11 protein-coding genes and 1 other annotated feature are annotated in these 12742 nt (G+C 45.1%); of the genes, 1 reads left to right on the plus strand and 10 read right to left on the minus strand.

Going from position 1 to position 12742, the window contains the following annotated elements; genetic code table 11:
* Positions 1–171 precede the first annotated feature (171 nt).
* The 7 genes from metG to FFM64_RS09865 form a co-directional block, all read right to left on the minus strand.
* Positions 172–2241, minus strand: a complete 2070-nt coding sequence (gene metG / locus FFM64_RS09830) for a methionine--tRNA ligase (RefSeq protein ID WP_137607847.1) — start codon at positions 2239–2241, stop codon at positions 172–174.
* A 516-nt stretch (positions 2242–2757) separates the two neighbouring features.
* Positions 2758–3600 carry a DUF72 domain-containing protein gene (locus FFM64_RS09840; RefSeq protein ID WP_137607849.1) on the minus strand — a complete coding sequence of 281 codons (843 nt, stop codon included), beginning with the start codon at positions 3598–3600 and terminating at the stop codon, positions 2758–2760.
* Position 3601: 1 nt separating this feature from the next.
* On the minus strand, positions 3602–4297 hold the full coding sequence (locus tag FFM64_RS09845) for an NAD-dependent protein deacylase (protein ID WP_137607850.1): 696 nt from the start codon (positions 4295–4297) through the stop codon (positions 3602–3604).
* A 24-nt stretch (positions 4298–4321) separates the two neighbouring features.
* Positions 4322–5281, minus strand: coding sequence for an IpaB/EvcA family protein (locus tag FFM64_RS09850; protein WP_137607851.1), 960 nt, complete (start codon positions 5279–5281; stop codon positions 4322–4324).
* Entirely contained in the window at positions 5274–6548 is a 1275-nt protein-coding gene (locus tag FFM64_RS09855; protein WP_137607852.1) for a hydroxymethylglutaryl-CoA reductase, degradative, read from the minus strand. The genes FFM64_RS09850 and FFM64_RS09855 overlap by 8 nt, the downstream gene beginning before the upstream one ends.
* A 22-nt stretch (positions 6549–6570) precedes the next feature.
* Complete coding sequence (locus tag FFM64_RS09860; RefSeq protein WP_137607853.1) at positions 6571–7494, minus strand: Ppx/GppA family phosphatase; 924 nt, start codon at positions 7492–7494, stop codon at positions 6571–6573.
* 119 nt (positions 7495–7613) lie between these two features.
* A complete protein-coding gene (locus FFM64_RS09865) occupies positions 7614–8609 on the minus strand; it encodes a tRNA dihydrouridine synthase (RefSeq protein WP_137607854.1) in 996 nt (331 codons plus the stop codon).
* Positions 8610–8757: 148 nt separating this feature from the next.
* On the opposite strand from FFM64_RS09865, the gene FFM64_RS09870 reads away from it, so the two are divergent.
* Complete coding sequence (locus tag FFM64_RS09870) at positions 8758–9099, plus strand: hypothetical protein (protein WP_137607855.1); 342 nt, start codon at positions 8758–8760, stop codon at positions 9097–9099.
* Between the two features lie 58 nt (positions 9100–9157).
* Here the strand turns inward: FFM64_RS09870 and trpS are convergent, their stop codons facing one another.
* From trpS to FFM64_RS09885, 3 genes are all read right to left on the minus strand, one after another.
* Complete coding sequence (gene trpS, locus FFM64_RS09875) at positions 9158–10180, minus strand: tryptophan--tRNA ligase (RefSeq protein ID WP_137607856.1); 1023 nt, start codon at positions 10178–10180, stop codon at positions 9158–9160.
* A gap of 244 nt (positions 10181–10424) precedes the next feature.
* Positions 10425–10615: a binding site (T-box leader), on the minus strand.
* Between the two features lie 31 nt (positions 10616–10646).
* On the minus strand, positions 10647–11816 hold the full coding sequence (locus FFM64_RS09880; protein ID WP_137607857.1) for a pyridoxal phosphate-dependent aminotransferase: 1170 nt from the start codon (positions 11814–11816) through the stop codon (positions 10647–10649).
* An 18-nt stretch (positions 11817–11834) separates the two neighbouring features.
* Positions 11835–12614, minus strand: a complete 780-nt coding sequence (locus FFM64_RS09885) for a carbon-nitrogen family hydrolase (RefSeq protein WP_137607858.1) — start codon at positions 12612–12614, stop codon at positions 11835–11837.
* Positions 12615–12742: the final 128 nt, after the last annotated feature.

Genomic DNA, 12742 nt, shown 5'->3' on the forward strand with positions numbered 1-12742 from the left:
ATTATAGCGTAAGTATACACCCCTGAATACATTTTAGATATCAAGCCAGCTTCAATGTCATTCACTTTGCATGCTACTCATCAAGTACGTAAAACAAGTGAGGGAACTTTTGAGCCCAACTGGCCAGACAAAAAGTCGTCATCCAACTGGACAACGACTTTGTTGAATTGCTTATGAAATTAATGAACCATTTGGAATATTGTCAGGGACAGTGATCAATTGAACTTCATCACCATGCTCCGCTGACAGCAACATGCCTTGGCTTAATTGTCCCATCATCTTACGTGGTTTCAAGTTACCAACAATGACAACTTTTTTACCGATTAAAACTTCCGGTTCTGGATACCACTTCGCAATACCGGACAGAATTTGGCGATGATCTTCATCACCAGCATCCAACCGGAACTGAAGCAACTTGCTGCTCCCCTTCATCTTCTGAACGGTCACAACTTCTGCCACCTTGAGTTCAACCTTTTCAAAATCTTCAAAAACCATTTCTGGTTTCGTCAAATTTAGCTCAGTTTCAGCCGGATTCCAATCGCCTTCAATCGCAGCTTCATGCTTGGCGACTTCAGCCTTGGCGGCAGCGGCCATGGCGGCTCGGCCCTTTTTCTTATCTGATTGTGTCATCTGGCTCTTCAAGAAATCAACTTCTTTTTCCATGTCTAAACGTGGAAAAATTGGGGTGCCTTTAGCCACGACTTGATTGCCAGCTGGTAAATCGCTCAGCTTTAAATCAGTCAATGATAAGCTTTCAGGATCTAAGCCTAATTGCGTAAAGATTTCCTTTGGTGCATGTGTCATCACTGGGCTGATCAAGCTCCCAATAACGCGGAGGCTAGCAGCTAAATGTGCCATGACGCTGGCTAACTTTTCAGTATCCGCAGCATCGTCACTCTTAGCTAACTGCCATGGGGCCGTTTCATCAATGTACTTGTTCGTCCGACTGACCAGCTTCCAGATTTCGCTCAAAGCATCAGAAAGGTGCAACTTGTCCATTAAGTCATTGTAATTGGCAATCGTTTCAGCTGCCGTTTGTTCTAAGTCTGCGTCAAACTCGGTGACACCAGCTTTGAATTCAGGCAACTTGCCAGCTTCATATTTATTGATCATCGCAACAGTTCGGTTCAACAAGTTCCCCAAATCGTTCGCTAAATCATAGTTCACTTTAGCCACAAAATCTTCCGGTGTAAAGGAACCATCGTTACCATAAGGCATTGCCTTGATTAAGTAATAACGTAAGGCATCGAGGCCATAGTGTTCGACGATCGTTTCGGGATAAATCACATTCCCCTTGGATTTCGACATTTTATCATCACTCATGAGTAACCAACCGTGACCGAACACTGTTTCAGGCAGTTCTAAGCCCAAGGCATGTAAGAAGATTGGCCAGTAAATCGTATGGAAACGCACGATTTCTTTCCCAACCATTTGCACATTGGCAGGCCAAAACTTCTTGAACAATTGATCATTATCGTCAGTCGCATAACCCAAAGCCGTAATATAGTTCATCAAGGCGTCGAGCCAAACGTAAACAACATGCTTAGGATCGGTCTTAACTGGTACACCCCAAGTGAAACTCGTCCGTGTAACCGCTAAGTCTTCCAGACCAGGCTTGATAAAATTATTGACCATTTCATTCATCCGGTTTGCTGGTTGAATGAAGTTTGGATGCGTCTGGTAATAATCTAACAACCAGTCCGCATATTTGCTCATCTTAAAGAAGTAAGATTGTTCCTTAACGAGTTCAACTTCATGACCACTTGGTGCTTTCCCACCGATCATTTTACCGTCTTTGTCCCGATAAACTTCGGCTAATTGCGTTTCGGTGAAGTATTCTTCATCATCAACGGAATACCAGCCTTCGTAGTCGCCAAGGTAAATGTCGCCTTGCTTCAATAACCGGTCAAAAATCACTTGCACAGCGTGTTCATGATAATCATCGGTCGTCCGAATGAACTTGTCATTGGAAATTTCCAACAATTTCCAAAGTTCCTTGATATCTTTGGCCATGCCATCGACATAACTCTTAGGATCAGTATTTAATTTTTCTGCTTTTTCTTCTATCTTTAAGCCGTGTTCATCCGTCCCGGTTAAGAAAAAGACATCATAACCCATGGCCCGTTTGTAGCGCGCTAAAGTATCACAAGCAATCGTGGTATATGAGTTACCGATGTGTAATTTACCGGAGGGGTAATAAATCGGCGTTGTAATATAATAAGTTGGTTTTGTGTCTGCCATGACTTTAATTCCCTTCAAACATGTTATTAAATCGCTATTATAACGTGTCATGCTAGTTAAATTTGTCCGCCTACCGGTCGGGGTCTAAAATGCTGGAACGCCATGGGCCATTTTGAAGCCAAAAAGCGGTCTTCAAAACTGACCTTTGTCTAAGTTCGGGAAAATCCACCCGTACTAAGACAAATTTCATGGCTGAGCATTTTAGACCCCAACCTCTCGGCTAAACTGTTCAAATTCATGAATATCTATTCTCATAAGTGATCAGTTATTTAACGTCGGGCGGTTCAGAATTGGCTCAGTGGTGTCATTTATCTTAGTCGCGGTTACTCCGCGGCTTAGATAAAGCCCGGCTTGTGAGACCTCTTTTTGGCTCACAAACGTGGCCACCACGTTCCAGCCAATTCTGGGCCAACCAGAGTGGCTACAAACATTCAACTCGCACAAAACATTAGTATTAACATTTTTAGTTAAATTCTTTTTTATTGTATCATACTTCCACCGTTGCTTAGGAAACGGTTAGAACAAATCCAATTGCTGTGGCCCGAGATCACCAAAGGAAACGCCGAGTAACGCCTTTAACGCCAAGGCATTATCGGCCGCATCACCGCCAGAATTATTATTAAAAATTACACAGACTTCGGCCGCTTGCGTCTGCAAGTGTTCGACAGTTGTCTTAAACTCTGCTAACTCGGCGTCACTGTATCGATACAAGGTTCGTTGACTGCGCCAATCTTTCCCTTTCGTCGACCAACCAGCCTGGTTGCGACCATGCAAGCGCATGATGGCTAATTTTGGATTCGTTACCACTGGTTCAAAAGAAACCCCATCGTTCATGGCGTGTGGTTCGTCTACCGTGACGTGCACGATTCCCAGATCCTTTAAAAAATTAAAGATTGAATCCTTCACGCCTGGTTCATACCAACTTTGATTACGAAACTCAACCGCAATTGGTAAGCCCGGTAGCCACTGCACCATTCGCTGTAAATAATGGAAGTTACGGGTCGACCGTTCAAAAAATGGTGGGAACTGAAACAAAATAGCCTTCAATTGATGGTGCTGAGTTAGCGGTTTGAGCATCGCACGGTATTCGCGATAAGCCGTTTTCAAAGCATCCATCGAGATGCCCTCTTCCAAAGTGTCATGCAAGGTCATCGTTTGATTGGCCTTCAAAATAAATTGAAATTTTGCTGGGACGGCTTTTTGCCATTTGGCAACCGTACTTGGTTTCGGAATACCGTAAAATGGTGTATCGACTTCCACGACCGGCAACACACCAGAATATTCAGTCAACGTGAGTTTATCTGTACCTCCCAACAAACTAGGATGTTCGGTCCAAGTTGTTAAGCCAATTGTAATCATCTCAAACTGTCACCCCTTCAAAAAAGTCCACCGCATTTTGCTGGACCATCTCAAACTCAAATGGCAGTTGTAACGGTTCTTCATTAATTGCGAGCACTTTTGCCGCTGAACGACGATAATCAATCAGTCCGGCAAAGGGATAGACCCGAAATGACGTGCCACAAATGACGACCAAATCAGCCTGACGTAGCAACGCCAGCGACCGGTCAACATTTTTCTGCGCAATACCTTCATCATAAAGCACCACTTTGGGCCGTAAATAGCCTTGGTCCGTGCTGTGATATGGCGAGCGCAAATAGTCTTGAAACGACACCTCTTGACCACATTCGGTGCAATAAATCTGATAGAGATTTCCGTGGAATTCAACCAAATTTTTCGCCCCTGCGACCTGATATAAATTATCAATATTTTGTGTAATTATCCCGGCACGTCCTTGTTGCGTCAATGCGGCCATTTTTTGATGGATCACATTCGGTTTAGCATTGGGATAATACAAATTTTCTTTTAAATAATGATAAAAGCCTTTCGGATCACTTTCTAAATAAGCATGACTCAAATAATACTCCGCATGTTGATGACCAGTATATAAGCCACCTTTAGAACGATAATCGGGAATTCCCGAGGGGGTTGAAACACCCGCGCCAGTCATAAAGACAATGTGCTGAGCTGTTTGTACCATTTCTTGTGCAGTCGTCATTTTCAAGGCCTCCCTTGAGTCGACTTACCGCAATGTAAAAGGTAAGTCTAAGTCCGTGAATAATTCCTTGACCGTTTTGCCATATAATTCCTTGAAAAACTCGTCGCTCTTCTTTTGTGCTGGCGCTGGAATGACAAAGGCATTTTGCCGGTCACCCTTGTTTAACCCAATATAAGCACGGGTATTCTTGTTTTTATCCAACATATCAGAATGATAAACATCGAATAATTGGCGAACTTCTAACCGTAATTGGTGTTCACTAAAGACCGATTGCATCGTCACAAATTCACTACCATGCAATAACGGTAAATCCCACAATTCCATTTGTTCATCAAACGCTTTGAACAACTTAACAACAGCGCGACGCATAGCAAATGGCGTATCAACCGGCTTGGTCGCAATCACCGTATACAGCTTCTGTGCCGCGGCCCAAGCTTTTGGAAAATCAGCAGTCACTTTTGCTAGCCGTTCAGCGCTCAACTCACCACCAAAGAAGACTAGTAAATCGGTCAACGTCAATAACCGTAACGTCATCATGGCGTCAGTTTTCACCGGATTTTCGGGATCAATCGTTGCGTAAATGCCTTTAAAATACAGTTCTTCAATATTGTCATCAATCAGGTCATGTTCACGTTGTTTTTTCACAACCAGAACATGTGCCACCGCGTCGTACAGTTCCATCGCAATTGCCATCAACTGTTCATCCAATTGCGCATTTCGCGTTGTCAAATTGAATGTCACCTGCGGAAAGCCCTGTAGCAACAACAATAGGTGCAACATCTCATGTGATGCAGTATAGTTTGGCGCCGTTATATCAGCGACCTGAATTTCAATATCACCGGCGTGCATGAGTTGATGCGCTTGGTCATGACGGACATAGCCCGCTTGGTCTTGACCAAACATCACGGTCACGTTGCCTGGATAAAGTGAATTAGTCGTGCTAAGTAAGTCCGTTAAAGTTTGATTTAATTTAGGTTCAGTCATCATTTTCTTCCTTTGATTGTCGTAGTTTAGTGATTAAGTGTTGCGTCGTCGCAAGATCTTGCTGCGGCGCCTGCTCTAACTGCTGCAAAATCGTTGGTAATTCTACCGCTGTCGCCCCAGCAGCCAAAGCTAAAGATTTCAATTGCAAATGCATGTGACCTTGTTGAATTCCAGTTGTTACTAACGCCCGTAAAGCGGCCAAATTTTGGGCAAGCCCTAAGGCCGCCATAATCTTTGCGAGTTCGGGAGCGGTACTAATTCCCAAAATTCGCTGGTTTAATTGGGCAAGCTCATTGATTTTAATGGAGCCACCAACGACGCCAACTGGCAATGGTAGCTCAATGGTCCCAGTTAAGGTCTGACCATCCGTCGTCCACGTGCTCATCCCACGGTATTGCCCGTCCTTCGCCGCATACGCGTGACTGCCACTTTCAAGGGCACGCCAATCATTACCGGTCGCAATCGCCAACGCATCGATTCCGTTCATAATGCCTTTATTGTGTGTTGCTGCCCGATATGGATCAAGTTGGGCGACTGTGCTGGCAGAGGCAATTTTCTGCGCGACTAGCTTGCCGGAATAACGGCCAGCCTGTAATAGGCTTACAGGTAACTCACAAGTGGCTTTGACCAGACTTGCCGTCGCATAGTTCGACAGAATGCTCATTAAAGCATTGGTTTTAGTCAAGACCCCGATTGATTTCGCAACAGCTTCGAGCATACTATTGAGCATATTTGCCCCCATGGCTGCTTGCACATCAACAAATAAATCAATCGACAAATAGCCTTGGCCTAAATCACGTGTCCGCAATTGGCGCGCCCCGCCGCCTCGTTTTTTCAAACTCGGGTGGGCATCATCAGCAACTGCTAATAAATCGTCGCGATTGGCCATAATTACTGCGGCTGTTTTAGCGGTATCCGTCAGTTGTTCTAAAACAATTTGACCGACCATCTCACGCTTAGTCAGGGTTGTTTTAAACCCACCCGCACGTTTGACAATCTTAGCCCCATTGCTGGCTGCCGCAATGACCGATGGTTCTTCCGTAACCATTGGGATTACCACCGGTTGCCCATCAATCACGAAATTGACTGCCAATCCCATAGGTAATGGATAATCCGTTAGGTAATTTTCAATAATTTCACTGTGCTGAGGGGCGTAGTATTTTTTGAATAACGCCGTTTCAGCGGGTGATAGTTGTGTCTGCGCCGCAACGATTGCCGTCCGTTCAGCCCACGATTTTTGATAAAAATGGCGAAAATCAGCAGTCATATAATCAATCCAGCCTTTCTGTTCAGTTTTCTGAATTTAGATGTTCCGAGATAATGCCTTCACGCACACCGCTTTCGGAAAAAATCACGCGATCGCTATCAAGCATTTGTAACAAGGTCACTAACGGTAGCATGCCACCTACGATAATATCAGCCCGATCGTATTCCATGCCCGAGATATCCTGCCGACCAGCCTTAGAACGGGTTAGCAAGTCCAAGAACGTCTGATAAACGGTCTCCGTTTTCAAGCGGTAACCGTGAATATCTTCGACTTTTAACTTCTGTTGGCGTCGCCGATTGACTCGTGCCAGTGTCCGATTTGCCCCACCGAGCAAGATGATTGGAAAGTGCATTGCTTCAGTCAACCACCAAATATCTGCCAAACGATTCCGCAAAAACATCTGTGCCCGAAATAGATTTGCGGCTGGAACGAGGTCATCAAGTTCAAACTGTTCAGAGAGCGTGACCGCACCAAATGGCACACTGATCAGTTGTTGTTCCCGACCACCTTTAACTAGAATCAACTCACAACTTGCGCCGCCAGTATCCAAGATCAAGCAATCATTGACGACTAGCGAATTGGCTACCCCTAGATAGTCGTAATAGGCTTCATCGTCACCAGATAACACCTTGAGCTCTAAACCAACTTCTTTTTTCACACGAGCTAAAAAGGCTTTTTGGTTCTGGGCCATTCGTACTGCGGCTGTAGTGATGCCAATCACATCCGTATTGGGCATCCGCGTGTATATTTTTTTGAAATCTAACAACGCTCGAATCGTCCGATCAATCGCGGCTGGTTGGAGGACATGTTCTGACCCCATACTTTCAGACAACCGCGTATCTTCCTTGACTCGTTTAATTTCGGTAGCCGTCCCATTCGGATGTAACCGGCTGACCGCCATCCGGGCCGAATTTGATCCGAGATCGACAATCGCTAAATTTCTCATAAACACCACGCTCACTTTTCTTGAGGTTATTTGTTCTTATTTTAACATTAAAGCCCCCAGACTGGGCAACGAAGGCCGCGACCGATAAAAAAGCTCGCGACAAGTTTGCCGTGAGCTTTTTAATTTGTATCAGGTGACTCATTCAAGATTTGACGGACCTCAGCAGTTGATTTTGCATCCATCATCGCATTCCGTAAATCCGTCGCCCCGAGTTCTGGACGCGCATAAATTTTGAAGAACCGTTTTAATGAGGGAAAGCGTGGCACATCATACCGAGTCGCAAAATCATCAAACAGCTCAAGTTGATAGCGGAGCAAGTCCAACAACTCCGCCAATGAATGTGATTGCGGTGTCGTTTCAAAAGCAAACGGACTCGCAAAGACCCCGCGACCAATCATGATGCCATCCAGTCCAGGATGTTGTTTGGCTAAGGCTAACCCAGCCTGATAATCAGGAATGTCGCCATTAATTTGTAACAAAGTGTCCGGCGCAATTTCATCACGCAGCTGAATCAACTCATCGATAACTTCAAAGTGAGCGCCAACTTTGCTCATTTCTTGTTTCGTCCGCAAATGCACCGTTAAGACATCAACATTTTGACGTAACAGCGTTGGGATCCAATCACGAAATTCAGCCAATTTACTATAACCGAGCCGGGTTTTAACACTGACAGCCAGGCCCGCCGTTTTAGCCGCCGCGATTACATCAATGGCCCACTGTGGATTTCGAATAAGGTCACTCCCACCATGATTTTTGATGACCGTCCCATCTGGACAACCCATGTTAATATCAACGGCTTCAAAACCTTTTTCTTTTAAAGCCGCCGCGGCCGTCACAAAATCAGCGGCCTCATTGCCCCACAACTGCACAACTGGTCGCTGCGCTTCTGCTGGTGCAACGTATAGTCGACCATGAACTGGAAACTTGGTATTCGAATTCGTAATCCCCTTGGCATAGACGAATTCAGTAAAGAAAGCATCCGGTGCCGCCGCTTTGGCAACAACTTGCCGGAAAACAGTATTACTGACGGCTTCCATTGGTGCCATCGTAAAGAACGGTCGGTGTTCTGCGCGGGCTTTCGCCGCAATCTCCGACCAAAAAGTAGATTCTGTCACGCTGAAACGCTCCTCTGTATAGAAATAATGTTATTAATTTTATCATGATTTAGGTGAAGCTGCAGTGATTGGCCTTATCCGGTGTATACTTTAAGTAGGCTAAGCCGATTTAGACCTAACCAAACATGATTTATGGGGGGACTAAAACATGACACAACGACAAGAACTCATCCAACTAGTAGATACGGCTTTTGTTCAAGTCCAACTGCCGCAATTTGAGACGTTTCGGGCGCAATTAGGACAATTTTCTATGGACTTAACACATGGCGCTGAGACCACTCAAGTCATGATTGCTTTGCGAAAAGCTTTATTACAAGCTGATTTATCACTTAAACTCAAAAATCGGATTGCTGGATTACCGGTTGAGTATCGTGCAATCTATGACTTTATTGCACCCGAACTCAAAGCGGTTGACACGCAAACTGTCGATAAGTATACCCACTACGGCTTCGTGCCACTCAAATTTGGTAGTACCGTTAAATACCCGTAACCATAATAAAAATGCTCAACATCTCTTTTATCAGATGCTGAGCATTTTATTTTACAAATTATTTTTTATCAAAATAGTTAATCCCAATCGCAGCTTGCATTTCACGCCAAGTCTGGTCTGCTACCACGTTAGCTTTGGCCGTTCCAGCCTTCAAGATTGCCATCACTTGAGCGGGATCTGCTTCATAAATAGCACGCCGTTCTCGGATTGGCCGCAAGACACCATCTAACACTTCAATTAAGTAACGTTTGATTTTAACATCACCCAAACCGCCATGTTGATATTGCGCCTTTAAGTCCGCAATCTTGTCGGTGTCTTCGCCGAAGATATCCAAGTAAGTGAAAACCGTATTGCCTTCAATTTTACCAGGATCCTCAACGTGAATGTGGTCAGGGTCGGTGTACATCGACATGACTTTCTTTTGGACGGTGTCCGCGTCATCTGCCAAGTAAATCGCATTACCAAGCGATTTACTCATCTTAGCGTTGCCATCCAAACCAGGAATCCGGCCTAAGCCTTTTGGTGGGAAGTACCCTTCTGGTTCAACCAACACGTCTTGTTGATAAGTCCGATTGAAACTCCGCACGATTTCACGCGTTTGTTCCAACATTGGTTCTTGATCATCACCAACTGGCACCGTAGTGGCTTTGAAGGCTGTAATATCAGCGGCTTGGCTAACTGGATAAACAAAGAACCCCGCTGGGACGCTTTCACCAAAAGCCTTTTGCTTAATTTCCGTTTTAACAGTTGGATTCCGATTCAAACGCGCAACTGTCACCAAGTTCAAGAATTGATTCATCATATCCGTTAAAGCTGGAATTTGTGATTGAACTAAAATCGTTGACTTTTCAGGATCAATTCCGACAGCCAAATAATCCATCGCTACTTGTAATAAACTCTTCCGAATTTTTTCTGGATCATGAGCGTTGTCAGTCAACGCCTGGTTATCCGCAATCATGATGTATGAATCGTAATCACCCGTATTTTGCAAAGCGACCCGGTTACGCAATGAGCCAACAAAATGGCCGATATGCAATTGACCGGTTGGACGGTCACCTGTTAATAGTACTTTTTTTGTCATCTTTTAGAACATCCTTTCATTATTGACGCGTTATTTATCGTTAAGACTAGTTTTTGATGGGTTGGACTTAATTGCCAAAACATGTTCATTCGAAACGTGCTCACCAAGCCTGCGTTCTCCGCTTAGCTACGCCAGTCAACCACTCGGCAACCACCGAGTAATTGACTGGCTAGGCTATGCTCGGAAGCAACCCGACTTGGCTCACACTCTTAACAAAAAAGCGCCCCATTGACTAAACCTAGTCAATTAGGACGCATTACCGTGGTACCACCTAAATTGCAGAAAATTTTTCTGCCACTCATTACACCGATAAGGGTGGGTTCCCGGTTGACACCAAATCTCCAAAAAGCCAATTCAATTGTCCTTCCTAGCTTTCAGCGATGACTAGGTCTCTGTTATTGGACGCCTTACTCTTCTTTTCTTCAACGATTAATTATGTTCAGTGTAAGCGTTACGCGCGCCACTGTCAAAACAAATTCAGTGCACCAACTCGCTCGACTGCTTCCACCAGCCGTTCCTCAGAAACCAATAACCCAATTCGAACATAACCTTCGCCATGTGGGCCAAACCCATTACATGGCGCAACAGCCACACTCGCTTTATCCAGTAACAACGCCGCAAATTGTTCACTCGTCTGACCGGCTGGTACTTTCATCAAGGTATAAAATGCCCCACCCGGCTTGTAGGCCGACCAATTAATCTTAGCAGCTGCCTTTAATACGGCATTTCGGCGAGACTCATAGCGATCACTAATTTCCCGTGCTGCACTTTGATCACTCTGTAGCGCTGCGATTCCGGCACGCTGAATAGCCGGAAAGACACTCACGAATAAATGATCCTGAATCAAATTGATTGCTTCAATCATATCCGCATTACCAGCCGCAAATCCTAACCGCCAACCAGCCATGTTATACGTTTTTGAAAACGAGTAGAACTCAACGCCCACGTCCTTCGCACCGGCACTTTGTAAAAAACTGACCGGCTTTTGACCATCGAAGCCAATGGCCCCGTAGGCAAAGTCGCTAACGACCCCAATTTGATGGGTTTTGGCGTACGCAACCGTCTGATCATAAAATTCAGGATTAGCGACAGCACCGGTTGGATTATTCGGATAATTGAGATACATTAATTTGGCAGCGGCAGCAACCGCTGGATCAAAACTAGCATAATCTGGTAAAAAGCCATTCTTTTCTAGTAACGGATAGGTTGCTAGTTTCACTTGAGCGAGTGCGACGCCTGAAAAATAATCGGGATAGCCAGGGTCCGGCATTAAAATCGTTTCACCCGGGTTCATCAACGCAAAGGGTAATTCAACTAACCCAATCTTAGTGCCACCCAATACCGCAATCTCGGTTTCTGGGTCTAACTTGACGCCATATTCACGTTCATAAAAATCAGCACAGGCTTGTTTGAACGCTGGTTGTCCACGAAATTGGGCATACTTATGCGTCGCCGGATCTTTCGCTGCTTCTGCCAAAGCCTGCACAATGAAGTCCGGCGTTGGCTGATCTGGATTACCTTGACCCAAGTTGATGACATCCGCCCCACTGGCAACTTTAGCGTTGACATTTTGAACTAGACTCGCGAAAAATTGCTTTGGCAACTGCCCCATCACTTTTGATTCTGGAAATTTCATTCAAACACCTTCGACTTTCTACGAATACAACTCGGGACGACGGTCGGCAAAGACTGGCATACTCCCGCGAACTTGTTTAACCTGGGCTAAATCCAAGTTAGCAGTTAGAATTTCTGGATGCGCACCAGCTTCAGTAACAATTTGACCTAAGGGATCAACGACCAACGATTGCCCACCGAAATCATTATCAGGATCACTTCCAACCCGGTTAACCGCCACTACAAAGGCCTGATTTTCAATTGCGCGGGCTTGTAACAACAGCCGCCACTGTGGTAACCGCACCGTCGGCCATTCCGCAGCCACAAAAATGACTTGTGGGCCTTGTGCCGCCTGTTTACGCAACCATTCTGGGAACCGAATATCATAACAAATCACAGCCATGGCTGGAACATCATCAATTGAGAACACATTTTCACTTGCGCCAGCCGTAATATAGCGATCTTCTGCCATCAACCCAAAGCGATGGACTTTATCATAGCGACTCAGTAATTCACCTTGGCGATTAATAACTAGCATTTCATTGTAGTAATGGCCATCGCGTTCAACCGCGACGGAACCACCCACCAAATTCACGTGAAATTGACGCGCGTGTTGGCTCAATAATTTTTGCGTCCGTTCCCCTTCAAAATCAGCGAATGCGGCTAATCGTGTCAACGCATAGCCGGTATTCCACATTTCTGGTAACACGATCACGTCAACAGCCTGCTCAGCTGCTCGGGTCACGGCCGTTTCAACTTGTCGGTAATTTTCATCAGGATTGCCAAACTGAACATCCAATTGTGCTAACGCTACTCGCATCTCATCACTAACTTTCAATTAGAATTATTAAAATAATATTAGAATAAACTAAAATCAGTTGCAAGCCTTGTGATAATTAATTTTCACCCTGCAGGCGATTTGATTGACAGTCTGGGCATTTCCGCCTA

It is taken from the genome of Lactiplantibacillus daoliensis (assembly GCF_005405005.1).
Taxonomy (GTDB): Bacteria; Bacillota; Bacilli; order Lactobacillales; family Lactobacillaceae; genus Lactiplantibacillus; species Lactiplantibacillus daoliensis.

Bases quoted from the DNA above. Each gene is read 5' to 3' on its own strand.
- metG (WP_137607847.1), bottom strand. From the start codon at position 2,241: ATGGCAGACACAAAACCAACTTATTATATTACAACGCCGATTTATTAC.
- FFM64_RS09840 (WP_137607849.1), bottom strand. From the start codon at position 3,600: ATGATTACAATTGGCTTAACAACTTGGACCGAACATCCTAGTTTGTTG.
- FFM64_RS09845 (WP_137607850.1), bottom strand. From the start codon at position 4,297: ATGACGACTGCACAAGAAATGGTACAAACAGCTCAGCACATTGTCTTT.
- FFM64_RS09850 (WP_137607851.1), bottom strand. From the start codon at position 5,281: ATGACTGAACCTAAATTAAATCAAACTTTAACGGACTTACTTAGCACG.
- FFM64_RS09855 (WP_137607852.1), bottom strand. From the start codon at position 6,548: ATGACTGCTGATTTTCGCCATTTTTATCAAAAATCGTGGGCTGAACGG.
- FFM64_RS09860 (WP_137607853.1), bottom strand. From the start codon at position 7,494: ATGAGAAATTTAGCGATTGTCGATCTCGGATCAAATTCGGCCCGGATG.
- FFM64_RS09870 (WP_137607855.1), top strand. From the start codon at position 8,758: ATGACACAACGACAAGAACTCATCCAACTAGTAGATACGGCTTTTGTT.
- trpS (WP_137607856.1), bottom strand. From the start codon at position 10,180: ATGACAAAAAAAGTACTATTAACAGGTGACCGTCCAACCGGTCAATTG.
- FFM64_RS09880 (WP_137607857.1), bottom strand. From the start codon at position 11,816: ATGAAATTTCCAGAATCAAAAGTGATGGGGCAGTTGCCAAAGCAATTT.
- FFM64_RS09885 (WP_137607858.1), bottom strand. From the start codon at position 12,614: ATGCGAGTAGCGTTAGCACAATTGGATGTTCAGTTTGGCAATCCTGAT.